This window comes from Thioclava sp. F42-5 (assembly GCF_002213195.1).
Lineage (GTDB): Bacteria > Pseudomonadota > Alphaproteobacteria > Rhodobacterales > Rhodobacteraceae > Thioclava > Thioclava nitratireducens.
On the sequence record NZ_NBNZ01000001.1, the window covers coordinates 864,120 to 889,593 of the forward strand.

Annotated in this window: 18 protein-coding genes; 9 read left to right on the forward strand and 9 right to left on the reverse strand. The window is 65.4% G+C overall.

Annotated features, from left to right (window positions below):
- The first annotated feature begins 4 nt into the window (after positions 1-4).
- Both B6V74_RS03900 and B6V74_RS03905 read left to right on the forward strand, forming a co-directional pair.
- Entirely contained in the window at positions 5-700 is a 696-nt protein-coding gene (locus B6V74_RS03900) for a response regulator transcription factor (RefSeq protein WP_075776322.1), read from the forward strand.
- A gap of 17 nt (positions 701-717) precedes the next feature.
- Positions 718-2,010: a sensor histidine kinase gene (locus B6V74_RS03905; RefSeq protein WP_276206147.1), complete on the forward strand. Its 1,293-nt coding sequence runs from the start codon at positions 718-720 to the stop codon at positions 2,008-2,010.
- A 9-nt stretch (positions 2,011-2,019) separates the two neighbouring features.
- Here B6V74_RS03905 and ligD read toward each other — a convergent pair whose 3' ends face one another.
- On the reverse strand, positions 2,020-4,428 hold the full coding sequence (ligD, locus tag B6V74_RS03910; protein ID WP_088721999.1) for a DNA ligase D: 2,409 nt from the start codon (positions 4,426-4,428) through the stop codon (positions 2,020-2,022).
- A complete protein-coding gene (locus tag B6V74_RS03915; protein WP_088722000.1) occupies positions 4,428-5,345 on the reverse strand; it encodes a Ku protein in 918 nt (305 codons plus the stop codon). Before B6V74_RS03915 ends, ligD begins: the two co-directional genes overlap by 1 nt.
- A gap of 367 nt (positions 5,346-5,712) precedes the next feature.
- On the opposite strand from B6V74_RS03915, the gene B6V74_RS03920 reads away from it, so the two are divergent.
- Positions 5,713-6,573, forward strand: a complete 861-nt coding sequence (locus B6V74_RS03920; protein WP_168184174.1) for an NAD(P)-dependent oxidoreductase — start codon at positions 5,713-5,715, stop codon at positions 6,571-6,573.
- 7 nt (positions 6,574-6,580) lie between these two features.
- Here the strand turns inward: B6V74_RS03920 and B6V74_RS03925 are convergent, their stop codons facing one another.
- Positions 6,581-8,464, reverse strand: coding sequence for an FAD-dependent monooxygenase (locus B6V74_RS03925; RefSeq protein ID WP_088722002.1), 1,884 nt, complete (start codon positions 8,462-8,464; stop codon positions 6,581-6,583).
- 109 nt (positions 8,465-8,573) lie between these two features.
- On the opposite strand from B6V74_RS03925, the gene B6V74_RS03930 reads away from it, so the two are divergent.
- Positions 8,574-9,005: a MarR family transcriptional regulator gene (locus B6V74_RS03930; protein ID WP_240497040.1), complete on the forward strand. Its 432-nt coding sequence runs from the start codon at positions 8,574-8,576 to the stop codon at positions 9,003-9,005.
- A 52-nt stretch (positions 9,006-9,057) separates the two neighbouring features.
- Here B6V74_RS03930 and B6V74_RS03935 read toward each other — a convergent pair whose 3' ends face one another.
- From B6V74_RS03935 to B6V74_RS03945, 3 genes are all read right to left on the reverse strand, one after another.
- Positions 9,058-11,322 (reverse strand): molybdopterin cofactor-binding domain-containing protein, encoded by a 2,265-nt coding sequence (locus tag B6V74_RS03935; protein ID WP_088722003.1) that lies wholly within the window; start codon positions 11,320-11,322, stop codon positions 9,058-9,060.
- The gene (locus tag B6V74_RS03940) at positions 11,319-11,792 is read right to left on the reverse strand and encodes a (2Fe-2S)-binding protein (RefSeq protein WP_075776330.1); all 474 of its coding nucleotides are present in this window, start codon (positions 11,790-11,792) and stop codon (positions 11,319-11,321) included. Before B6V74_RS03940 ends, B6V74_RS03935 begins: the two co-directional genes overlap by 4 nt.
- A 238-nt stretch (positions 11,793-12,030) precedes the next feature.
- The gene (locus tag B6V74_RS03945; protein WP_075776331.1) at positions 12,031-12,570 is read right to left on the reverse strand and encodes a DUF882 domain-containing protein; all 540 of its coding nucleotides are present in this window, start codon (positions 12,568-12,570) and stop codon (positions 12,031-12,033) included.
- A 527-nt stretch (positions 12,571-13,097) separates the two neighbouring features.
- On the opposite strand from B6V74_RS03945, the gene B6V74_RS03950 reads away from it, so the two are divergent.
- Positions 13,098-13,565, forward strand: a complete 468-nt coding sequence (locus B6V74_RS03950) for a nucleoside deaminase (protein ID WP_166504562.1) — start codon at positions 13,098-13,100, stop codon at positions 13,563-13,565.
- A gap of 80 nt (positions 13,566-13,645) precedes the next feature.
- Here B6V74_RS03950 and B6V74_RS03955 read toward each other — a convergent pair whose 3' ends face one another.
- Positions 13,646-15,160 carry a catalase gene (locus tag B6V74_RS03955; RefSeq protein ID WP_088722005.1) on the reverse strand — a complete coding sequence of 505 codons (1,515 nt, stop codon included), beginning with the start codon at positions 15,158-15,160 and terminating at the stop codon, positions 13,646-13,648.
- 245 nt (positions 15,161-15,405) lie between these two features.
- On the opposite strand from B6V74_RS03955, the gene glgX reads away from it, so the two are divergent.
- From glgX to B6V74_RS03975, 4 genes are all read left to right on the forward strand, one after another.
- Positions 15,406-17,481, forward strand: a complete 2,076-nt coding sequence (glgX, locus tag B6V74_RS03960) for a glycogen debranching protein GlgX (protein ID WP_240497041.1) — start codon at positions 15,406-15,408, stop codon at positions 17,479-17,481.
- The gene (gene treZ, locus B6V74_RS03965; RefSeq protein ID WP_240497042.1) at positions 17,478-19,205 is read left to right on the forward strand and encodes a malto-oligosyltrehalose trehalohydrolase; all 1,728 of its coding nucleotides are present in this window, start codon (positions 17,478-17,480) and stop codon (positions 19,203-19,205) included. The genes glgX and treZ overlap by 4 nt, the downstream gene beginning before the upstream one ends.
- Positions 19,205-21,481 carry a malto-oligosyltrehalose synthase gene (gene treY, locus B6V74_RS03970; protein ID WP_088722006.1) on the forward strand — a complete coding sequence of 759 codons (2,277 nt, stop codon included), beginning with the start codon at positions 19,205-19,207 and terminating at the stop codon, positions 21,479-21,481. The genes treZ and treY overlap by 1 nt, the downstream gene beginning before the upstream one ends.
- Before the next feature lie 223 nt (positions 21,482-21,704).
- On the forward strand, positions 21,705-22,817 hold the full coding sequence (locus B6V74_RS03975) for a sugar phosphate nucleotidyltransferase (protein ID WP_168184175.1): 1,113 nt from the start codon (positions 21,705-21,707) through the stop codon (positions 22,815-22,817).
- 149 nt (positions 22,818-22,966) lie between these two features.
- Here B6V74_RS03975 and B6V74_RS03980 read toward each other — a convergent pair whose 3' ends face one another.
- A complete protein-coding gene (locus B6V74_RS03980; RefSeq protein ID WP_088722008.1) occupies positions 22,967-24,223 on the reverse strand; it encodes a Dyp-type peroxidase in 1,257 nt (418 codons plus the stop codon).
- Positions 24,224-24,240: 17 nt separating this feature from the next.
- Entirely contained in the window at positions 24,241-25,440 is a 1,200-nt protein-coding gene (gene efeO / locus B6V74_RS03985) for an iron uptake system protein EfeO (protein WP_206185172.1), read from the reverse strand.
- Positions 25,441-25,474 lie beyond the last annotated feature (34 nt).

A 25,474-nucleotide genomic window follows, 5' to 3' on the forward strand; every position in this document is an offset into this window, starting at 1 on the left:
AAAGATGCGCATACTCGTCGTCGAAGATGACAGCATATTGGCGGATGGCCTGCGGGTGGGGCTCGGCATGGCCGGGTTCACCGCCGATGTCGTCTCCTGCCTCGAAGATGCCCGCGCCGCGCTGGCCGGGGCGGAATATCGCGCGCTCGTGCTGGATTTGATGCTGCCCGATGGCTCCGGGCTCGAACTGCTGCGCGAATTGCGCGCGGGCCGCGCCGGGCTGCCGGTGTTGCTGCTGACCGCGCGCGATCAGGTCGAGGACCGGGTCGCGGGGTTGGACGCAGGCGCTGATGACTATCTCGGCAAGCCTTTCGACCTGGACGAGCTGGCTGCGAGGCTGCGCGCCCTGTCGCGCCGGTCGGACGGGCGAGCGGCAGCGCAGATCGCCCATGCCGGGCTGGAGCTCGACCCCGGCACCCGTAGCGCGGCCTTCAACGGCCAACCGCTGAAACTCTCGCGCCGCGAATTCGCAGTGTTGCAGGCGCTGGCCGAACGCCCCGGACGGGTGCTTGCGAAATCGGATCTCGAAGACCGGCTCTACGGCTGGGACGAAGAGGTCGAGAGCAACGCCGTCGAAGTTCATATCCACCATCTGCGCGCGAAGCTCGGGCGCGATTTCATCGAAACCCTGCGCGGCATCGGCTACCGGCTGCGCCCAGAGGAGACCTCGCCATCTCGCTCCGCCTCCGCCTCTTCCTGATCCTCACCGGCGCGACGCTGGCCGTCTGGCTTTCGGCGGTGCTCTGGATCGAGAATTCCACCCGCGCCGAGGTGACGCGCGTGCTCGACGCGCGTCTGGTCGAGGCGGCGCGCATGGTCTCGTCTCTGGTCTCGAAAAACCAGATCGCGCTGAACCGTGACGATCCGGCGCAGATCACCCTCTCGCATGACGAGAGCTACGAGCATCAGCAATTTTGCCAGATCTGGTCTTTCACCCAAGGGCTCGTCGGACGCTCGAACGGGGCGCCGAGCGCGCAGCTGGTGCCCGCCGATGCAACGGGCTTTCGCGATGTGACGCGCGACGGCAAGGCGCTGCGGGTCTACACGATCATCGACCCCGATCTGGGCGGGCAGGTCACGGTGGGCGACAGTCTCGCGATGCGCAACCGGCTGGTGCGCGACGTGATCGAAGGGTTCCTGTGGCCCGCGCTGGTGATCCTGCCGGTGATGTGGGGATTGATCTGGCTTGCGATCTCGCGCGGGTTGGCACCGCTAGACCGCTTCGCCCGCGATCTGGACGCGCGGCCCAGCGAGGATCTGCGCGCGTTGCCCGGCACTGCCCAGCAACCACGCGAGATCCGCCCGCTCGCCGGAGCGCTCGACGACCTTCTGGCACGTCTGGCCGCCGCGCGCGGGCGCGAGCGCGAGTTCATCGCCTACGCCGCGCATGAGATGAAAACGCCGCTCGCCGGGCTGAAGACGCAGGCCCATATCGCGCGCCATGCGCCCGATACCGACACCCGGGAACACGCCCTTGCCGCAATCTCGACCTCCGTCGACCGGACCGACCGGATGGTGCGGCAACTTCTCGATCTGGCGCAGGTGGATAGCCGCGAGACGCGGGCGACCCCGGTCGAGCTGACCGGGCTGCTGCGGCAGGTGCTGGGCGATCTGGCGGGGCTTGCGGCGCGGCGGGGGGTGACACTGGAACTCGACAGCGCTCTGGACGCCCCGAGCGTCGGCAGCGATCCGCTGCTCCTGTCCCTCGCCCTGCGCAACCTGATCGAGAACGCGGTGCAGGCGAGCCCGGACGGAGCAGCGATCAAGACGCGTGTGACCGGGTCCGACGACGCGCTTTTGATCGACATCCATGATGGCGGGCCCGGCCTGCCGCCGGAGATCGCGCAGCAGGCGGGACAGAAATTCGTCAAGGGCAAAGGTGCCGATGCGAATGGCTCTGGCCTAGGCCTCGCAATCGCGCGCGATGCGTTGGCGCGTCTGGGGGCCACGTTGCGTTACGAGATGCGCGACGACGGGCATCACACGCTGGTCGACCTGCCCACCGCGTGAGGGAGGCAGTCACTCCGAGGCGTCGAGCATGTCCTTGAGCTTGTCGACCCGACCCTGGCTAATCGAGACGGCATCGGGAAACGCGATCTCTGCATCACGCTTCAGCGCCGCGCCCAGATCGAAGGTGTTGGCCTTGCGGACTTTCTTCAGCTCGTCCCACGAGACCGGCATCGCGACCGGCGCACCGGGCCGTGCGCGCAGCGAATAGGGCGCGATCGCTGTCGCTCCCTCGCCGTTGCGCAGCCAGTCGACGAAAATCCGCCCCTTCCGCTTCGACTTCGACATTTCGGCGGTATAGCGTTTGGGCGACTGCGCGACGAGAAGATGCGAGAAGACCCGCGCAAAAAGCCTGACCGTGTCCCATCCGGCGCTGCGCCGGAGCGGCACCGTCACGTGGATACCCTTGCCGCCGGACAAGAGCGGCCAGCTCGGCATGTCCAACTCGGCCAGCAGATCGCGGATCTCGATGGCCGCATCTTTGACCCCGGCGAAATCCAATCCCTCGTCGGGGTCGAGGTCGAAGACCAGCCGGTCGGGCCGCTCCAGCCGATCGACGCGGCTGCCCCAGATGTGGAACTCGATCGTGCCCATCTGCGCGGCCGCGACCAGACCCTCCGCTGTGCGGATCATCATGTACTGCGCGGTCTTGCCGTCACTCTCGGTGATCTCAACATTCTCGATCCCGTCGGGAAAGCCCCGGCCCGCGTGTTTCTGGAAGAAGCGCTCGCCGCCCAGACCTTCGGGCAGCCGGAGCAGCGACACCGGATGCTCGGCAAGATGCGGCAGGATGCGATCGGCCATCGCCTCGTAATAACGCGCGACATCGAGCTTGGTATAGCCGGCGCCCTCGAATACCACCCGCTCGGGCGAGGAAATCCCGATCCCCGCGACGTTCGGGCGCTCCTCGGAGGGTGCGTCGTTATCCAGCCGTACCGTGCGCGCGGGCTTGTCCTCGCGCAGCCCGAGGAAGACCGCATGCCGCAACCGGTCGCCCCCGGTGCGCTCGGCATAGCGAATCTCGGCGACCAGTTCGGGCGTGATCCAGTGCATGCCCTTGGCCTCCGATGCCTCGACATCGGCGGGCGCGGTCTTGCGGGCGAGCGGTTTCATCGCCTTGGCCAACGCCTCCGCCTGATCCTCGTCGAAGCTGGTGCCGACCTTGCCGACATAGCGCCAGCCGTCGCCCTCGGCGGTCCCCAGCGCGAGCGAGGCGAAGGGCCGGCCACGCTTGTCGCTTTCCTGCCAGCCGAGAATGACGAACTCGTCGCGGCGCTCGCATTTGACCTTCATCCACGATTTGGAGCGGGTCCCGCGATATGGTGCGTCGATGCGCTTTGCGATCAGCCCCTCGCCGCCCGCTTTGCAGATCGTGTCGAAGGCACCCTCGGGGTCTTTGGAGATCACCGGGGAGAGCTGCGCAGGCCCCAGCGCGGGGAGCGGCTTCATCACCTCCTCCAGCACCTCGCGGCGTTCGGAGAGCGGCGCCTTGCGCAGGTCCTCGCCGTCGCGCGACAGGATATCGAATCCGTAGAAGCGGAACGGCCCGCCTGCCGTGATCGCCTTTTGCAATTCCGAGAACCCGTCGAGACCTGCGCCTGCGACGATCTCGCCGTCGATCAGGGCGCTGTCGCAATCGGTCTCAGCCAAGGCGGGCAGCAGGCCTTCGAAGCGATCCGTCCAATCCTTGCCGTTGCGTGTGAAGACGCGCGGGCCGTCGTCTCCAAGCGCGATCAGTGCCCGGTAACCGTCGAATTTCAGCTCGTGCCACCACCCCTCGCCCGCGACCATCTTGTCCGACAGGGTCGCCAGCTGCGGCTTGGAGAAGCCAGGGCGTTTGCCGCCTTGCGTCTCGACGGGCGGCTTGTCGGCGGCGATCTCGCGCATCGTGCGCTGGCTGATAACAGAGCGGCGATAGCGCGCAACCGGATCGCGCGCGCCGCTGGCCGCGTCCTCCGCCTTCGTCAGCAGCCAGTTCTCGCGCTTGCCTTGGGTTTTCATGCGGATCAGGTGCCACTCGCCTGTCAGTCGCGCGCCATGCAGGCGCAGGTGCAGATGCCCTTTCTTGAGCGCCTTGCCGACCGGGATCAGCGGCTGCCAATGCCCCAGATCCCACAGCATCACCGTGCCCGCGCCATAGTTGTCCTTCGGGATCGTCCCCTCGAAGGTGAGATAGTCGAGCGGGTGATCCTCGGTCCGCACCGCGAGCCGCTTTTCACCCGGATCGAAAGACGGTCCCTTGGTGATCGCCCAGGACAGCAGCACGCCCTCCCATTCGAGGCGCAGATCGAAATGGGTGCGCGTCGCGTCGTGTTTCTGTATCGAATAGCGCGGCGCGAGATGGCCCGAGGCGGTGCCGCCATCGGGCTCTGGCGTCTGCGCGAAGTCGCGCATCTCGAGATAACGATCGAGGCTTCCCATCACGCCGACTTCTTGGTTGAGGACTTCGCGCCGGAGGATTTGCTGGATTTCGACCCGGATGACTTCGCGCCGGAGGTTTTCGATGACGATTTGCGACCCGTCGATTTGCCCCCGGATTTGTCGCTGCCATCGGCCTTGAGGCTGTCCTGCAGCGCCGACATCAGGTCGACCACGTTATCGCCGCCTCTGCTGCTGTCATCCTCACCCGCCTTGGCGCGGGGCGTCTTCTTCGACTTGCGTTTGCGGTCGATCAGATCGCGCAAAGCCGCGTCGTAGTGATCGGTGAAGGCGGAGGCGTCGAAGCTGTCGGTCTTGCGGTCGATCAACTGAGTGGCGACCTCCAGAAGCTCTTTGTCCGCAGGTTCGTCCTCGATGTCGGAGAACAGCGGGTCGGCTTCGCGGATCTCGTCGGCATAATGAAGCGTCTCCAGCAGGATGCCGTCGCCGCAGGGCCGCAGCGCGCAGAGATATTCCTTGCCGCGCATCACCAGTTGGCCAAGCCCCACCTTCTTCGATTGCCGCAGCGCATCGCGCACCACCCGGTAGGCATCCTGCGCCAGATCGTCGGTCGGCACGACGTAATAGGGCCGGTCGTAATAAAGCGGCGGGATTTCGGACGCGTCGACGAATTGCACAAGCTCAAGCGTCTTCTTTGTTTCCAGCTTGATCGCGTCGATCTCTTCGGGCTCCAGCAGCAGATATTCATCGTCGCCGAGCTCGTAGCCCTTGAGGATCTCCTCGGCGTCGATGGGCCCGATGCCGGGGACGGTCTTCTCATAATGGACACGCTTGCCCGAAGGCCCATGGATTTGCCGGAACGACAGTCGCGCGCCGGATTTGGTCGCGGAGTGGATTTCGACGGGGATGCTGACCAGCGACAGTCTGAGCTGGCCTTTCCAGATCGCGCGTGAGGCCATGAGCGGCTCCTTTGGCTTGACCTTGGGAGAACGCCCGCTGCCGCGCGGGGTTCCGCGCCGGGCTCGGGCGCTTGATGCATCTTCCGCATAGACCCGCGCAATGTCGAGCGTCGCCTCCATTTTTACCCTTATCAAAGCCGACACACGAGAAATCGGAGAACCGGCGAGCGGCACGGTGGCCGCCGGGGCAATCGGTCATGGAACACAGGCCGGAGAACGAGCGTTCGCCCCCCTGTCGGATTTATCTCCATACCGATGGAAGCGCCTTTGGCCCCCTTGCGGTCACCAGCATGTGCCTGCCGCTCTCGGAACCTTGCGAAGGCGCCTCGCATTCGGTCAGCAACAGCATCACGAACAGGAGCAGAGCATGGCGAAAATCGCATTTCTTGGCATGGGAGCGATGGGCTCGCGGATGGCGCGAACCCTTCTGGATGCGGGCCACGATCTTGTCGTCTGGAACCGGACGCCGGAGCGCTGCGACCCGCTGATCGAGGCCGGAGCCACCGGCGCGGAAACCCCGCGCGATGCCGCCGCAGCCGCCGAGTTCACGATCTCGATGCTGCGCGACACCGATGTCTCGCGCGAGGTCTGGTGCGACCCGGAAACGGGCGCTTTCGCAGGTCTTCCGGAAAGTTCCGTCGCAATCGAAAGCTCGACCATTACGCCCGAAGGTGCGGCAGAGCTGGGCGAATTCGCCCGCGAGCGTGGGCTGACCTTTCTGGAAGCGCCGGTATCGGGTACGCTGCCACAGGCCGAGAACGGCGCGCTGGTCTATTTCCTCGGCGGTGAGGCTGAGACCGCCAAACGCGTGCATGACGTGCTCGAGCCGCTCGCCAAGGCACAGCATCATGTCGGCACGTGGGGCATGGGCGCGCGAATGAAGCTCGCGACGAACGCCATGCTGGGCGTTCAGGTCGCGGCCTGGGCCGAGATCATTCCGATGCTGGAGCGCGGCGGCATGGATATCGATCTTGCGCTGGAGGCGCTCTCCTCCACCCCGATCTGGACGCCGAACGCGCCCTATATCACCGGCACGATGCAGCGCTCGGATTTCACCCCGCAATTCCCGGTCGACCTGATCTCGAAGGATTTCCGCTATGCCATCGCCGAGGGCGGAGAAGCGCGGATGCCGATGACCGAAGCCGCCAAACGCCTCTTCGCGCGGGCGAGCGAGGCCGGCCATGGCGATGAGAACATGACCGGCGTCGTGCAGGTGAACCGCGACTGACGCGCCCTCAGCCAGCCGATTGCAGGATCAGGATGCGGTCGAAGAAATCCGCGACCGCGTCCACCGCATCGAGCGGCAGAACCTGCGCGACATATTGATCGGGGCGCAGCACCAGCAAGGCGCCCTGCACCCGGTCGATGCCGCGCAGATCGAAGATGTCGGGGCCGGTGACGGCGGGGCAGAAGACCTTCTCGTAATCGACCAGCCCGTAGCGCCCCTTCTTGGGCCGCAGGAGCGCGGGCAGCGCCTCGATCAGCATCTCGCGGTGGGGCGTCTGGAAGACTGCGCGAAGGTCGATGACGCTGTCGATATCCGCGCCCTCCGGCGTGAAGCGGTGAAGCAGTCCCTCCGGCCCGTCGAGCCGGTCGCATAGCTGCGCGATCGCCCCGCCTGTCTCGCCACTGTCGCCCTCCGGCGCGAAGGCCAGAAGCCGCCAGCGTCCATCCGCCTTGAACGCATGACCCAGCTGCATCGGCTTGGCATCCGCCAATCGCACCACCGACGCGGAGTGGAAGCGCTTGCCCACGACCTGCCCGGCGGCCAGCGCCTGATGCGCGGCGTCGCCAATCAGAAGTCCCGGCGCGTATTGCGTCTCGACCCCGGCGGTATAGCGCCCGTGTTTCTGGAAATAGGCCTGAAACTGCGCCTCTTCCTCCTTGGTCTGCGGCTTCGCACTGAACAGCCGCGCCATGTCGCGGTCGAAATCGACGAGCTCCTGCGCCTTGGCCTGCCGCTCCTCCGAATAGGTCCGGAGAAGGCCTGGCCGCGCCTGCCCGCGCAGCACGGCCGCCAGTTTCCAGCCGAGGTTGAACGTATCGGCCATCGAGACATTCATCCCCTGCCCGGCCTTCGGGCTGTGGGTGTGACAGGCGTCGCCCGCGATGAAGATGCGCGGCTCGGTCGCGCCGTCGCCGTCTCTGTCGCTGTCGTCGAACCCGTCGCAGACACGCTGGCCGATCTCATAGGCCGACCACCATGCGACCTCCTTCACTTCCAACGTATAGGGAGCGAGGATGGCCTGCGCCTTTTCGATCAGCATCTCGGCACTGACATTGCGATCTGCGGCACGCTCGTCGCCATGCAGCGCGTCGAGCTCGATATAGAGCCGCACCAGATAGCCGCCCTCGCGGGGGATGATCAGGATGCTGCCCTCGGTGGCTGACTGGATCGCCGCCTTGAGCCGGATATCGGGGAAATCGGTGACCGGCAGCACATCCATCACGCCCCAAAGCTGGCGCGCGGATTCCCCGTGCAATTCGTGCCCGATGGATTTGCGCACCGTGCTGCGCGCGCCGTCGCAGCCGACGACATAGCGCGCGCGGATCGTCTCGGTCCCGCCCGGCGCATCGAGGCAGTCGAATGTCGCGACGAGCGGATAATCGGGATCGTCGGTGCGGGTGAGCATGGTCAGCGCGCGGTCGTAATCGGGGGTCAGGCGGCGCGGGCCGTTGCGCATCGTCTCGAGGTAGAAATCATGGACCCGCGCCTGATTGAGGATGACATGCGGCATCTCCGAGAGATCGTCGGCCACGTCCTGAATCCGGTCGGCCCGTTGCAGCCCGTCGCCTTGCGTGCCGGGCCGCCAGAAGGCGACCTCGTTCACCCAATAGCCCTCTTTCATAACCTTCTCGGCGAAGCCGAAAGCCTCGAACATCTCGACCGAGCGGCAGGCGATGCCATCCGCCTGCCCGACTTCGAGCGTACCGGGTTTGCGCTCGGTGATGCGCACGGAAATCTCGGGGAAGGCTGCAAGCTGCGCCGCAAGCGTCAGCCCTGCCGGGCCGCAGCCGACAATCAGAACGTCGACCGTGTCGAGCTTCTCACCCGCCTGCGGATGACGCGGCGCGATGGCCGGATCGCCGGGGTTGAACCCGTTCAGATGAAACTGCATAGCTCGCCCTCCCAATTGATATGCATACTTACCATTAGCGGAAGGACTGGCGCCGCGTCAATATAGTAAGTACACTTACATAAATCGCGGAAGAACCGGAGCGCAGCTTATGCCGAACGAATTCGAGACCATGCCCGGCCACCTTATCCGGCGGCTGAACCAACGCTCGACGGCGGTGTTTCAGAAACGGATCAAGGACGCCCCGCTGGAGCTGACCTCTGTGCAATTCGCTGCGCTCGATGCCCTGTCGCGCGAACCGGGGATGGATCAGGCGCAGCTGGCGGCGCGCATTGCCTATGACCGCGCGACGATCGGGGACGTGGTGAAACGGCTGGTGCAAAAGGGGCTCGTCGAGCGGACCGTCAGCGAGACGGATCGGCGCGCGCGCAGCTTGCATCTGAGCCCCAAAGGCGCGGAGGCGCTGGAGGGCGCGCGGCCCGTAGTGACGCGGCTGCAGGCGGAGATTCTGGAAGGGTTGAGCCAGGAAGAGGCCGCGCAGTTCATCGCGCTCGTCCGCAAGGCGGTCGCCCCGCAGGACTGAAAAAGGGAGGCGCATCGCGCCGCCTCCCCCAAATCTTTCCGTCCCGACGGGCTCAGCCCTTCTTCAGGTCGAGCTTGTCCATCGGCATCGAACGCACGCGCTGCCCGATCAGCACCGAGACCGCATTAGCGATCGCCGGCGGAACGGCAGGCAGCGGCGGCTCACCCACGCCGCCCATCTTCGCGCCGCTCTCGATCACCTTCGCATGGATACGCGGCGCACGCGCCCCACCGAGGATCGGGTAGTAGTCGAAGTTGCGCGCCGTCGGCTTGCCATCCTTGTAGACGACCTCTTCGATCAACGCCTCCGAGGTGCCTAGGGTCGCAGCACCCATGATCTGCGCCTTGATGATCGACGGGTTCACGATGCTGCCCGGGTCGAGCACGTCCCAGACGTCATGCACCACGATCTTGCCGTCCTGGACCGAGACTTCGGCAATCGCCGCCGCCTCGCTGCCGAAGGGCGAGGCCATCGCGACACCGCGGGCGCGGCGGGTGCCGTCCTCGGCATCGAAGGGACCACGCTTCCAGCCGCCCGACAGATCGCCGACCGCTTTCAGCAGGTTGGTGAGACGCTCGTTCCCTTCGAGCAGCTTCATGCGCAGCTCATAGGGGTCCTGCCCGCCCGCATCGGCCATCTCGTCGAGGAAGGCTTCGTAGAAGAAGTCGTTCATCGAATGGCCGACCGAGCGCCAATAGGCGAGCGAGGTCGGGTTCTCGACATAGTTCTGCGCAATGCGGCGGTTCGGGATCGCGTAGCTCTTGCCGGTCAGCCCCTCGACGGCCATCGCATCGACCTTGTCGGGGTTGTGACCGTTCAGCGCCTCGGTCGGACCTTCGCAGGCGGAGATCGCCTCCAGCGCCACCGGCATGCCGTTCTTATCCAGCGCGCCACGGAAACGCACCGCCGCCATCGGGCGCAGCGGGTCGCGCAGGAATTCCTGCTCGCGCGTCCAGATCACCTTGATCGGCTTGCCGACCTCCTTCGCAAGCTGGACCGCCTGCGGGAAGGGGTTGGCCGACGGGTACAGGAAGTGCCGCCCGAAGAAACCACCCAGCATCGGCGAGTTGACCTTCACCTGCTCGGGCTTGATCCCCGCCGCATCGGCGATCTGGGTCTGGAACTGCTCGGGCGCCTGGTTGGGCAGCCAGATGTCGAGCGTGCCATCCTCGTTGAACCGCGCCAGCGTCGAGGCTGGTTCGATCTGGGCGTGGTGCAGATACTGGCTCTGGTAGGTCGCATCGACCGTCTTCGCTGCCCCGTCGAAGCCCGACTTGATGTCGCCTTCGCTCTCGGCCTCGGTGCCGTCGCCCTTGGTGTTGGCCAGTTGCTTGGCGAACTCCTCGGTCGAGAAATCGGCGGGCATGTAGCGGATTTTGGACTTCTCCTCCTCGCTCGGCTCCTGCCAGTCGACCTTGGCGGCTTCGACCGCCGTTTTCGCGTCCCAGAAGCGCTCGGCCACGACAGCCACCGCGCCGTCGAGCTTATGCACCGACATGACGCCGGCCATGCCCTTCACCTCGTCGAGGTTGCTGATATCGCCGGGTTTCAGCCCCAGACGCGGTGCGTGCTGGACGGCTGCGTGGAGCATACCGTCGACCTTGGCATCCATCGCATACATCGCCTTGCCGGTCGATTTCTCGTAGACGTCGACGCGCTTCACGGGCTCGCCGATCCACTTGAAGTCTTTCGGGTCTTTCAGCGTCACGGAATCCGGGCTGGGCACTTCCTGGTCGAGCGCATCGCCCGCCAGCTCGCCGTAGCCCACCGACTTGCCGGAGCCCTTGTGGACCACCTTGCCTGGCTCGGTCGACAGTTCGGACACCGGCGCGTCGAGCTTCTTCGCCGCTGCTTCCAGCATCATCTGCCGTGCAGCCGCGCCGAGCTTGCGCATCGTGTCGTAGCTGGTACGCACCGACATCGAGCCGCCGGTGATCCGCATCTTGCCGTAGACCACGAGGTAATCGCTGCCTGCAGGTGCGTTCTCGACGATGAAGCTGTCGGGGGCGACGTCCATTTCCTCGCCCACGATCTGTGCCATCGCGGTGAAGACGCCCTGCCCGCCTTCGTTGAACGGGCTCAACAGACGGACCTTGCCGTCCTTGCGCAGCTCGAGGAAGGCCGGGACGTTGGCGCCGGGCGGCATCTCCTGCGCGGCAGCCGCAGCCTTGTTGGGCGCGACGCTCAGGCCGAAGCCCAGCACGAGCGAGCCCGCGGTGATACCGGCCGAAGCCAGCAGGAAACGGCGACGCGAGACGTTCTCGGGCGCACCGGTCGGGTAGCCGGGATCGGAAATCTTGGGATCGTGGTCGTTCATTGCGCATCCCCCGCTTTCGCTGCATCGGTACCAGCAATCGAGGCGATCGTATCGTTGATCGCGTTGTAGGTGCCGCAGCGGCACAGGTTGGTCATAGCTGCCGTGATGTCATCTTCGGTGGGCTTGTCGTTCGACTTCAGCAGCGAGGTCGCCGCCATCACCTGACCCGATTGGCAATAGCCGCATTGCGGCACTTCCTTGTCGACCCACGCCTCAACGACACGCTTGCCGACGGGGTCGTTCTCGATCTCTTCGATGGTGGTGACTTCACTGTCGCCCACCGCGCTGACCGGCAGCACGCAGCTGCGCTGCACGGTCCCGTCGAGCAGCACCGAACAGGCGCCGCATTGCGCGATCCCGCAGCCGAATTTCGTGCCGGTCATGCCCAGCTCATCGCGGATCACCCATAGGAGCGGGGTATCCGGGCCGGACTGCACGTCGACGGACTTGCCGTTGATCTTCAATTTCATGAGTTCCTCCTCGCCGTTTTATCGGTGAGCGCCCGCGCGGCGCTTGTTGGCCGACCTTCACGTAGGGCGCACACGGCGCGAGGCACTAAATTTTCGTGAAAACTTCGCGAGAAGAGGGAACCGTCTCGGGTGCCGAGGCGTCAGCGCGGCGCGACGCCCTGCCCTCGGTCCGGTTCCGTGAAAGCAGGGACACAGCGCACCGCGCCGATGCCGTTCGAGACGCGCGTGGCGCTTGCGCTCAGCCGCGCCAGGTGCGGACGGGTCCGCAATCGACATGCACGAAATGCTCGCTCGGATAGTAGCCGACACCGCCGCCACGGATACGCAGGGCCACCTTGTGCAGCATGCTGGTCGAGACATGCGGGTGCGTGATGTCGAGCGCCTCGCCGCGCATGTGGAAGCTGTGCGTCGCGCCATGCACCAGCCGGTTCGTCTTGGGCGTGCGATAGCCCGACACCAGCATCAGCGGCGTGCTCTGCTCGAGGAGCTTCTGCATGTTGTAGGCGATGTTGATCGTGCGGTTGTCGATCTTCACCTCCTTCTCCTGACGCCAGTCGCGGGCGATCCGGTAAAACTCGCGCATCGCCTGCTCGTCATATTGCCCCTTCGAGAAATAGACTGCGTCGAAATTCTCGTTGGTATGGGGGTTGTGGAAGCTCAGGCGACGCTCGTCCGTCTGACCTGCTGCCTGTGCCGGGGTGACGATGTAGGGGGTTGCAAGTACGCCCGCCGCGCCCAGGAGAAACTCGCGCCGAGCCAGACCCGTTGCCTTTGCCATGATAGATGTCCCTTCAAATTCGTATCGAAGGGCGCAAATTCGAAATTTCGGGACGGAACAAAAGGGCGGGCCCGGGTTCCATCGACGGAACCGGCAGCCAAATGCCGAGTTGTCAGCGACGACTTGCCGACAGATGCCTGTGCCTCAAGGTCATCTGAACGGTTGTGATCTCTTGAAACCCGCTCAGCCCTTGCAGGTCACGACGGCGAGAGGGAGCGCGAGGGCAGCCTCACACGGGAGAGAGGCCGGATTTCCGCTTCCGGACACGTCACCGCACCTGAAAGCTCCACCCGATTCGCCCCGTGGAGGCTTGGACCCCACGAAGACGCAGCAGCTTCGCGGTGCGCCTTTCGGTCACCTGTAAGTCCTGCCTAACGCCGAATGTCGACATGGGTTCCGGAAAAAATCGGCATGCGTGTGGGATTGGTCGCACTCGCGCGCGGGGAACAGCGCGCAGCTGGGGGCGTTCGTCCCTGCGCGCCATCCTTGCCCGCCTCTCATTCTCAGACCGCCGAAAGGACCGACCCATGCCCGAGCAACCGACCCCGACCGAACGCGAGGCGATGGCCCGTTTGATCGCCAAGGCCAAAGAAGCCGCACAAGAACCGGGCAAGGCGGGGATCGCCGCCGCGATCCTGCGCGACGGGGAGATCATCGCCGAAGGCGAGAACGAGGTGCATCTCGACTGCGATCCAACCCGCCATGCCGAGATCGTCGCGATTGCGAAGGCGACACGCGCGCAGAACGACCCGTCGCTCGATGGCTGCGTGTTGCTCACCACCCTGCAGCCCTGCGAAATGTGCCTCTCGGCAGCGCGCTTCGCCGGGATCACGCGGATCATTTTCGGCGCGCAGAAGGAAAACGTCGCCGGAAAATATTTCGTCTTCCCCGACCTGACACTGTCGGAATTCCGCACTGCGGGCGGGGCTTTCGAGGCGATCGGCGGCGTGCTGGAAGAAGACGTCGTCGCGCTCTATGCCGACGGCGAGGAATGATGCCTGCTGCAGACAGTGAGCGTGACAGCAAAAAGGCGGGGCCGACCCCCCGCCTTTTCCCGTTCTCGTAGACGACCGGCTCAGCCGCTGATGCTCTTGGCCGAGGCCATGCCCGGCGCTTTCGATTCACCGCCCAGCTTGTCGCGGACCGCTTTCTCGATCCGAGCGCCAATGTCACCATCGACGTTACGCCAGTACTCAAACGCCCGCTGCAGCACCTTCTCGCTGACGCCATCGCAGAGGTGTCCGGTGACGTTGGTCACGAAACGCTCGCGCGCCGCGTCATCCATCACCTCGCGCACCAACGCGCCCGCCTGGCTCCAGTCGTCGTCATCCTCGCGCTGTCTGTAGGCCTCGCGCACCATCTCGCCATCGGCATACCAGAGGCCGGCCTCGGCCTGCTGCGGATGCGCCTCCGGACCGCCGTAGGAATTCGGGAAATAGACCGGGTCTTCCGACTTGTTCACCCGCATCTCGCCGTCCTTGGTATAGGCGTTGACCTCGCTTTGCGGCTTGTTCACCGGGATCTGCTTGTAGTTCACCCCGAGCCGCGCGCGATGCGCATCGGCATAGGAGAAGCCCCGCGCCAGAAGCATCTTGTCGGGCGAGAGACCGACGCCGGGCACCATGTTGTTGGGCTCGAAGGCCGCCTGCTCGATCTCGGTGTGGAAATCGGTGGGATTGCGGTCGAGAACCATCTTGCCGACCTCGATCAGCGGGTAGTCTTCGTGCGGCCAGATCTTGGTCAGGTCGAAGGGGTTGATGCGATAGGTCTTGGCATCCTCGAAGGGCATGATCTGGAAATACAGCGTCCAGCTCGGATGGTTGCCTTCGGCGATCGCGTTGAACAGGTCGCGGCGGTGAAAGTCGCTATCGGCGCCAGCCATCTGATCGGCTTCGTCCTGCGTGAAATGGGCGTTGCCGTCGCCTTGGTCGGTCTTGAAGTGGAACTTCACCCAGAACATCTCGCCGGCTTCGTTGACGAGCGAATAGGTGTGGCTCGAATAGCCGTTCATCTCTCGCCAGGTGCGCGGGATGCCGCGATCGCCCATCAGATAGGTCACCTGATGCGCGCTTTCGGGCGAGAGGGTCCAGAAATCCCACTGCATGTCGTGGTCGCGCAACCCGTTATCTGCGCGGCGCTTCTGGCTTCGGATGAAGCTCTGGAACTTCAGCGGGTCGCGCACGAAGAAGATCGGGGTGTTGTTGCCCACCATGTCGAAATTGCCGTCCTCGGTATACATCTTCACCGAGAAGCCGCGCGGGTCGCGCCATGTGTCGGGGCTGCCGCGCTCGCCGGCCACGGTGGAGAAGCGCGCGACGATGTCGGTCTTCGCACCCGGCTGAAACACTTTCGCCTTGGTGTATTTCGAGACGTCGCCCGTGACCTCGAAATAACCGAACGCGCCCGAGCCCTTGGCGTGCGGCTGACGCTCCGGAATACGTTCGCGGTTAAAATTCGCCATCTGTTCGATGAGGTAGTGATCGTTCAGAACGATCGGACCGTCGGAACCGACCGTGAGCGAATGTTCGAGACTTTGGACGGGGGCGCCCCCGTCTGTGGTGGCGGGGCGTCCGCGCTTGTCGTTCGTCATGTCGGAACCTCTGATATTGGAGAATAATGGTTCCGAAACGCGGGGGGTATGGCGGAGTTCCTTGAAGTTTTCCCGACAGAATTCACGGCTACGGCATATGACGCAGCCCGGCTGGGCACGATCGCCAGCTCGATCGCCTCCGGTTTTTGCGTGTCACGCTCAGGAACCGATTACGTTGCGGCGCATTGGTCCCGTTGGCGCGTCGCCGTTTCTTCCGCATATTTCTTCCGCATATGGAGCCCTCAATGACCCCGAGTTCGCTGCGTTTCGATCCGTTTGCGGGGCGACCCGATACTCTTGGCGCGCGCGTCACGGGAGACGGCGTGAATTTCGCGATTTTTTCCGGAGAGGCCGAGAAGGTGGAGCTCTGCCTTTTCGACGACGAGGGCAAAGAGGAATTGACGCGGCTGGAAATGCCGCAGCAGGAGGGCGGGATCTGGTTCGGGCATCTGCCCGGCGCGCAGGAAGGCCTCGCCTATGGCTACCGCGTGCATGGGCCGTTTGCCCCCGAGGACGGCCTGCGCTTCAATCCCAACAAGCTGCTGCTCGATCCCTACGCGATGGCGATGCGCGGCTATCTGAAATGGGACGACGCGCTCTTTGGCTATCCCGTCGGAGGCTCTGACCTCGAACAGGACACACGCGATTCCGCGCCCTTCATGCCGAAGGCGATCGTGGCCGATCCGCAATTCGACTGGGATCAGGATCAGGTGCTCCATCGCCCGTGGTCGGAGACCGTGATCTACGAGGCTCATGTGAAAGGTATGACGATGCGCCATCCGGGTGTCGTGCAGGCCGATCGCGGGACGTTCCGGGCGTTGGCCTCGCCGCCGATCATCGACCACCTGCTGAAGCTCGGCGTGACGACGATCGAGCTGCTGCCGATCCACGCCATCGTGCAGGACCGACATCTGGTCGAGAACGGCCTGTCGAATTACTGGGGCTACAATTCCATCGGTTTCTTCGCCCCCAATCGCAGCTATCTGCCGGGCGAGGACGTGCACGAGGTACGCGCCGCGGTAAAGCGCTTCCACGAGGCCGGGATCGAGGTGATCCTTGACGTCGTCTATAACCACACCGCCGAGGGCAACGAGCTTGGCCCGACGCTCAGCTTCAAGGGCATCGACAACCGCAGCTACTATCTCCTCTCGCCGGAAAACCGCCGCCACGGCTTCGACACCACCGGCACCGGCAACACGCTCAACGTGGCCCATCCGATGGTGCTTCGCCTCGTCATGGACAGCCTGCGCTACTGGGTTGAGGCGGTGCATGTCGACGGCTTCCGCTTCGATCTTGCGTCCACCTTGGGGCGCGAGCCGGACGGCTTCGAACGTGAAGGAGCGTTCTTCAACGCGATCCGACAGGACCCGGTACTCTCTGGCGTGAAGCTGATCGCCGAGCCATGGGACGTGGGCGAAGGCGGCTATCAGGTGGGCGGCTTCCCCTGGCCCTTCCGCGAATGGAACGACAAGTTCCGAGACGACACCCGCGCCTTCTGGCGGCGCGACCCCGGCATGGTGCCGAAGCTTGCCGACCGGCTGATGGGCTCGCCCGTGCAGTTCGACCACACACACCGGCCCGCCACCTCGTCGATCAATTTCCTCGCCGCCCATGACGGGTTCACGCTCTGGGATACGCTGAGCTACAACCACAAGCACAACGAAGCCAATGGCGAGGACAATCGCGACGGCCACGACCACAACCTGTCCGACAATTTGGGCGTCGAAGGCCCGACCGACGACGCCGAGATCGACGCCGCCCGCCTGCGCCGAGCACGCGCGATGCTGGGTACGCTGATGGTCAGCCACGGCGTACCGATGATCCTCGCGGGCGACGAGATGGGCCAGAGCCAGAACGGCAATAACAACGCCTATTGTCAGGATAACGAGACGACCTGGATCGACTGGGAGGGCGCGCGGGTCGATCTGCGCGACAGCGTCGGCGCGATGATCGCGTTCCGGCAGGACTGGCGCTATCACCTCGCCCCGCCCGCCTTCGCGCCCAACGTCGCGACCCCGGTCAGCGACTGGTGGCATCCCTCCGGGCGTCAGATGAAGGACGACGACTGGCAGGATGGTGGTCTGTGCTGCGTGGGGCTGCGGCACCGGCTGGAGGGCTATCCGGAGTTGCTGATCGTCGCCAATGCGGGCGACGCCTGCGAGTTCACGCTGCCCGGCAAAGGCTGGCACCATATCCTCGACACGACGCGGGACAATCCGCGCTGCGACGAAGCTGGAGAGGAGAAAATGAATCTGCCTTGGCAATCGCTGCACGCGTTCTGTCGCGCCGAGGAGGCATCGCCCGACGAGGCGACTTCGTGAGAGAGGCGAGCGATCCCCTGCCCCTGCGCTGGGGCGCGCATCCCGGAACGGGCGGGTCGTGGGACTTCGCCATCTGGGCCCCTGCGGCAGAGCGCGCAGAACTGATGCTGGACGGGACCGCGCATGACATGGCACCGGTCGGAAACGGCGGCTGGCAGGCCTCGATCCCGGCGCGCGACGGTCTATCCTACACGTTCCGCCTCGACGGCACCGACTACCCCGACCCCGCCGCGCGTCTCCAGCAAGGCGATGTTCACGGCCCCTCGCTGACCCACGACCCGGAGGCCTACGACTGGGGCGCCCCGTGGCACGGGCGCCCATGGGACGAGGCGGTGATCCTCGAAATTCATATCGGCACCTTCACTCCCGAAGGTACCTTTGCCGCCGCTGCGGAACGCCTGCCCGAACTGGCCGACCTCGGCATCACGGGCATCGAGATCATGCCGGTCTCGCACTTCCACGGCGCGTATGGCTGGGGCTATGACGGGGTGCTCCTGCGCGCCCCGCATCCCGCCTATGGCTCGCCCGATGAGATGCGGGCGTTCATACGCGCAGCCCAAAGCAACGGGATCGTGGTAATACTCGACTTGGTGCTGAACCACTTCGGCCCGTTCGGAAATTACCTCCATTCTTACGCGCCCGAAGCCTTCGGAGGGGAAGCTACGCCTTGGGGAGATGCGATCGACTTCACCCGGCCCGAACTGCGCGCGCTGCTGCGCGACACGGCGACGGGATGGATCGACGAATACCACCTCGACGGGCTGCGGCTCGATGCAGTCCATGCGATCCGTGACCCGTCCGAGCCGCATTTCCTGATTGAGCTTCTGCAAACGATCCGCGCGAAGGAGCGCGAACGCCCGATCCACCTGATCCTCGAGGACGAGCGCAACCTCCCCGATCTGCGCGAGGCCGGTTACGATGCGCAATGGAACGACGATTGGCACAATGCGCTGCATGTCGCGCTGACCGGCGAGACGCAGGGCTACTACAAGGCCCATGCCGCTGACCCGTTCGGTGATCTGGCACGCGCAATGACGCTGGGCCAGGTCGAGGAAGGTCAGACGCGGGCCGACGGGACGAAAGCTCGTGGCGCGCCCGCTGCTCATCTGCCTTGGTCCGCATTCGTGAATGCCAACCTCACCCATGACCAGGCAGGCAACCGCCCCAAAGGCGAACGCCTCCTGAGCCTGATCGGCGACGAGGCGGGTGCGGTGAGCCATGCGCTGTTACTGCTGATGCCCTTCACGCCGATGCTGTTCATGGGCGAGGAGGTCGGCTCCACAGCGCCCTTCCCCTTCTTCGCAGACCCGCCGAAACACGCCGTCGCCGCGCTGCGCGAAGGCCGAACGAAAGAGCTGCAAGGCCTCGGCTATGACACGAGCGCGATGATCGACCCCGCCTCTCCTGACACGCCGCGCCTGTGCTATCCTTACGGTGACACCAGGCGGCGCACGCGGGAGTGGTTGCGGCTGACGCGCGAACTTCTGAGCCTGCGCCGGAGGCATCTGCTGCCGCTTCTGCGCAGTGGCAAGCGCGGGCCCGGCGAGGTCACGCGCCACGGACTGAAAGCCTTCCATGCGCGCTGGCCATTCGGCGCCGGGACGCTCGACATTCTGGTTAGCCTCGGCGCGCCCGCAGCCAACGCCGCGCGCCGGGACACCGCGCTGTTTTCCATGGGCGACCCGCGTCGGGAAGCCTTCGCCATTGATGTAAGGATTGATTGATGCCGTCCGAGGAGCCCGCCGCCACTCATCCGATGATCGCCACCTACCGGCTGCAACTGCGAAACGGCATAGATTTCGCGACGGCGAAAACCTTTCTGCCCTATCTCGCAGACCTGGGCGTGAGCCACCTTTACCTCTCGCCGATCTTCACCGCGACGGAAGGCTCCACCCACGGCTACGACGTCGCCAACCCGCAGGAGATCGACCCGGTCCTCGGCGGCGAGGCAGGGTTTCGCGACCTGTCGGAGGCTGCGCAGGCGCGGGGGCTGGGCGTCGTGCTCGACCTGGTGCCGAACCACACGGCACTCTCGCTCGACAATCCGTGGATACGCGATGCGATGCGCCACGGCCCCGACAGCGCATATGCTGAATACTTCGCGATCGACTGGTCCCAGAAGCTGATCCTGCCGTTCCTGCCCGAGCCGCTCGACGACATGCTGGCGGCAGGCAAGCTGCGGCTTACCGAGGATCACGGCGGCGCGGTGGAATGGGAGGGCGGATGGCTCCCGCTCGCCCCCGGGACGGCAACGCTGGGCGACGTGGCCTCCGTGCTGACGCACCAGCATTGGCAGCTGCGCGACTGGACGCGCGAACGCGGCGCGCTCTCGCATAGGCGCTTCTTCAATGTCACCGGTCTGATCGGGATGCGCGTCGAAGACCCCGCCGTCTTCGACGCGATGACCGAATTGCCGGCGCGGCTGGTGCGCGAGGGGCTCGCCCACGGGCTGCGGATCGACCATATCGACGGGCTCGCCGATCCCGTCACCTATCTCGAACGGCTGCGCCGGACTGTGGGCGACGCAGTGCCGATCTGGGTGGAGAAAATCCTGACCGGCGACGAGGCGATGCCCGCCGAATGGCAGACCGATGGCACCACGGGTTACGAGGCGGGGCGCCAGATTTGCCGCGTGCTCACCGCGCCCGATGGGTTCGAACGGCTCGACACGCTTTGGCGCGATCGCACCGGTGGCTGCGACGATTACGAGACGCTGTGCCGGGAAGCCCGCGCGCAGGTGATCCCCGAGGACCTCGCCGCCGAACTGCACCAGCTGATCGACCTCGCGCAGGCGGCGCTCGCGGTGGACCTCCTCGACCCGCCCGACGCCGAGACGCTGCGCGACGCGATGCTGGCGTTGCTGATCCACTTCCCGCGCTATCGGACCTATATCACCGCGCCGCCCGCCTCGCCCGAGGATCGCGCGGTGATCGAAAGGACCGTGGCAGGGGCCGCGGAGACACTGCCGCAGCGCGAGGCGCTCGATCTGCTCGCGGGGCTTCTGTTGGGCGGCACGGATAAGGCGAGCCGCAAGTTTCGCATACGCTTCCAGCAGGTCACGGGTGCGGTGGTGGCGAAGGCGCAGGAGGACACCGCCTTTTTCCGGCACACTCGCTACCTCGCCGCGAACGAAGTGGGCGCGGAGCCGGATATGCCGGTTCTGGACGCAGAAGGGCTCAATGACTGGTTTGCGAGTGCGCAGGGACAACGCTCCGGCGGCCTGACACTCACCTCCAGCCATGACACGAAACGGGGCGAGGATACGCGGATGCGCGTCGCGGCGATCTCGCATCGTCCCGAGACTTTCGCCGCTTTGTTCGATGCCGCGATGCAGGCGGCCGCACCTGCAGCCCCCGGCTTCGTCTGGTACGCCACGCAGAGCCTCTCGGGAATCTGGGACGACCCCGCCCCCGGACCGGAGCTGTCCGAACGCCTTACAGAGCACCTCCGAAAGGCACTGCGCGAAGGCGGAGAGATCACGCGCTGGTCCTTCCCCGACATCGAGGCCGAAGAAACCGCCTTGGACGCCGCCCGCCGGATTTGCGCGGCGTGGGAGGCGCAGCCCCCAGCAGAACTCGCGCGTCTGATCGCGACGGGGAAACGCTTGTCGCTGCTGCAACTGGCGCTCAAGATGATGCTTCCGGGCATGCCCGACATCTATCAGCGCGGGGAGCGGGCGCTCTACGAATTGACCGACCCCGACAACCGCCGTCCCTTCGCCCTGCCGGAGACGCTGACGCCTTTCGAGCGGAGCAAGTCAGAGGCCACCCGCCAGCTGCTGAGTTTACGCAGAGCGGCGGCGGAGGTGTTCCGCTCGGGCGCAGCCGAAGCCTCGGAGCGCAATGGGGTCTTCACGCTCACCCGTCGTTCGGACGGGCGCGAGATCACGCTCCGATTCTGCCGCGACCTCACCGACCTTCGTGACGGCGTGCTGTTCGAGATTTCCGATTCGAGCGCTGCGGACGCCTCTGGGACCCTCCGCTTTCCGCCACCCGGCTGACCGACGACCGGCGGGATCGATCCGACCGGCTTTTGACACATCGCGCGAGACCTCCCCCTAGACTCAAAGGGTTATCGGGCACCGCTCGAAATAGTAAAAAAACTTGCGCGAAAATCTTACCGCGAAGCGGCGGAAAACCGGGAACCGCGGCCCCGATTTGTGGCTTTTATTCATGAAAAGCGTTAAACTTTTGAATGTCGCAGCGTCACGGGGAGGAGCTCTGATGCTGACTCAAAAACGGCCCAATTTATTGAACGGTTGTCTTCCAGTGGTCTTGGCCGGCGGGCGCGGGAAGCGTCTCTACGAGTTGACCGAGAACATGTGCAAGCCTGCCCTGCCCTTTGGCGCTGGCGGCCTGCGACTGGTGGATTTCACCCTTGCCTCGTTGCACGCCGCAGGGTTCACGCGCGCCATCATCGCCACCCAGTACCGGCCCGCGCCGTTGATCCGGCACCTGCACGCCCGATGGGCGGACAGCTTCCCCGACGGGCTGCTGATCCGCGACGCGACGCGGCTTTCGCGCGGCGGCTATCGCGGCACGGCCCATGCGCTTCTCGCCAATCTGAACCTGCTGGAGCGCGAAGGCGTTAACGACATTCTGGTGATGCCTGCCGATCAGATTTGCGACATCGATCTGCGTCCGTTCATCCAGCGCCACCGCCTGAGCGATGCGCCCGCGACGCTCGTCGCCGCGACCCTCGCGTCTTCGGACGCGGAGCATCACTCGGTGCTTGAGGTCGCGCAGGATGGCCATGTCAGCGCGCTCACCCACCGCCCGAGTTCGCCTGCCGAGATCGACGGCAGTTCAGGGCGAAGCCTGGTCGCCACCGGCATTTACCTGTTCAAGACCACGTGGCTCCGCGAGGAATTGCCGAAACTGGCGCTGGGACGTTTCGACATTTCGATCGGGGCCGACCTGCTGGAAATCGCACTGCGCGAGAAGGCCCTGCAAGCCTACCGCCTGCCACGCGGCGACAACGGCCGCGAAGCCTATTGGCGAGATATCGACACGCTCGACGATTATCGCTCCGCGCTTCTCGATTTCGCGGCACCGCAGGGAACCACGACGCGCGGCAGTCCGCCGCTGAGCTGCCTGCATCTCGATGTGCCTCCGGGCGTCATCGGGGTCGGTCGGCGCTCTGCGCTGACGGCGAAAGGATCGGTGTCGCCTGACTGCCACTTGACCGATACGCTGCTGGCGCCCGATGTCTCGCTGCCGGCGGGAACGATCGTTGAAGGGATCGGACGCAGCAACATGCGCTGGTTCCGGCGCAGCGGCGACACCAACCTGATCACGCAGGCAATGGTCGACCGCTCGATCGCGCGGCTGCACTAAGAGCTGATAGCGACCAAACGGATCTTCGGAATGGGCCGACGCGATCTGCTCGGGCAATCCGGGTTGGGCGGAGACCCCGATACAGACCCAACTGCACACCGCCGCGACGACGGCGCGCAAAGGAGTCACCGCCGGATCGCCTCCGGGGCTTAGACCCCAGCGAAAAGCGGCGCGCCGATATAGGAGCCTTTCTGCGCTGCGGGCGGCACCCAGAACAGCCCCGATCCGGTGTGGGAAATGTATTCGTTCAGCAGATCCGACGCCCCGAGCCGCCGTTGCAACGCCTCGAAATGCGCAGGATCGTTCTGGTAGCTGATGAAGAACAGCCCCGCATCGAGCCGCCCGACCGCGTTCAGACCGCCGGTGAAGTTGTAGCCGCGCCGCAGGATGCGGATGCCTTCATTGGTCTCATGCGCCGCGAGCCGGATATGCGCATGCGTCGGGATTACCGGCTCGCCTTGCGCGTTCTTCGCCTTGAAGTCAGGCGTGTCGAATTCATCCGTGCCAGTCAGCGGCGCGCCGGTGAGCTTGTGCCGCCCGAAGACATCGTTCTGGTGGCTGACCTGCGCGTTGTCCCAGTTCTCGATATGCATCTCGATCCGGCGCATCACCTGATAGGTGCCGCCATGCTGCCATTCGGGCCCGTCATTGGCCCAGACATGCTGCGCGAGTTGCTCGGGCGTTGTGATGTTGCGGGTGCCGTCGCGATAGCCAAAGAGGTTCCGCGGCGTCTCCTGCCCTGCCCCGGCCGAGGCGCGCCCGAAGCCGAGCTGTGTCCAGCGCACGGTCGCGGCGCCAGTGCGTTTCGCGATCCGCGCGAGAATGCGCACCGCGTGATAGGCGACCTGCGGATCGTCGGCGCAGGCCTGCAGCGAGAGATCGCCGCCACTGATCTCGGGGCGCAGGGCGTCCGAGGGCAGATCGGCGAGCGGCCGCAGATGCGGCGGAGCCTTCGCCGCCAGCCCCATCTCCTTGGAGAAGACGCGCGGACCAAGACCCACCGTCACCGTCAGCCCCGCCGGGCCAAGACCGAGCGCCTCGCCGGTCTCGAGCGCGGTCGCCGCGGCGCGGTCGGGCTCTACCGGGCCGACCGGCTGCCCTTCCATCATCAGCCCGATCGAGGCCGACCAGCGCGCGAGCAGCACTTGCAGCGCGCGCGGATCGGTCCCTGTCAGGTCGAAGGCCATGGCCATCAGATGCTGCTGCGGCGGCGTGGCGATCCCGGCCTGCGGCCCGGTCCCGTAAAAGGCGTAGCGCCTCTGGTCCGGGTCGGGCATGGCGTCGGGCGCGACCTTGCCGGTCTCCGCCGCCTGCCCCGCCGTGGCGAAGGTGCCGCCAAGCGCTGCCGCGCCCAGAAACAATCCACGCCGTGACAGTCCTGCCGGTTTATCGTCTTGCCCGCGCATCATGGCCTCCTTCGTCTTCAGCTTGCCGTGGCGACTTTTTCGGCGATCCGCGACAGCGGCTCCTGCAGCATCTGGATCGCGCGGCTCAGCTTCACCGCGTCCGATTTGCGCAGCTCGGCATCGTAGATCTTGTAGCCGCCCAGAGCGTCGGGATCGCGGTAGTCTTCGAGCATCGTCTGCACATCCGCGAAGCGCTGCGCGATGGTCTCGGCCACGTCCGGGTCGATCCGCTTCAGCCCCGGCTCGAGGAAGGCGAACGCCTGATGCGCGCCTTCGATATTCGCCGCGAAGTCCACGAGGTCGATATGGCTGTAGGCCTCTTCCTCACCGCTGATCTTGCCGCTTTGCACTTCTTCTAGAAGGGCTGCAGCGCCGTTCGCGAGATCCTCGGGGCGATACTCGATCCCGCCGGACAGATCGGCGAGCATCTTGACGTTCTTCACCAGCTCCGCCGCATAGGTCTTGGTCTCGTCGGTGATTTCGCCTTTCTCGAACAGGTCGCGCTCCACCGCGTGGAAGCCGTGCCAGCCGACCGCCGGGTCGAGGTTCGAGGCGCGCATGTCGATCAGGTAATCGAGGTTGCCCGAGTTATCGGTCGGGTCGGTGCCGGGAAGGACGAAGCCCTCAACGTCGGGCTCGATCCGCTCGTAGAACGGACGGGCCTGCGCATAGGCCGCCTTCGCGCCCTCCACGTCGCCTTCGTCCACTTTCGCAGCGAGCCGTTCGCTTGCGGTCACCATCGCGCCGACCATGCCTTCGACGTAGTTCGCGTAGCCTGCGGTGCCTTCGTCCAGCAGATCGCCGATCGCGCTTTGCGCGCGCTGCTTGCTCTCGCCGGTCACGGTGAAGGCGACGGTGTCTTCGGCAGCGCCCGGGCAATAGATACGATAGTCGCCACCGTCGAGCGTGACGGTGAAGCTCGAGGCAGGCAAACCGGGAGCGAGGTTCTCTTTCTCGCCGAGGATACGGCTGTCCGACAACAGCTCCAGCTCGGAGATCGCGGGGGCGGATTCATTGGTCACCGTAAAGGTGATCGGCCCGGCCGCCGCGCTGTCGTGATCGAGAACGCAGGCACCGCCATTCTCGCCAGTCAGCGTGATCGCGACCTGCGCGGCCCCGTTATTCGTGGGCGCATCGGCCAGTGCGGGCTGCGCGAAGAGCGCGGTTGCGGCGAGAAGTGGAATGGCGCGGCGGCGCGCGCGGGGCGACATGTTCATTGTCAGGCTCCTGTATTTGCTCTGCGGAATTGGC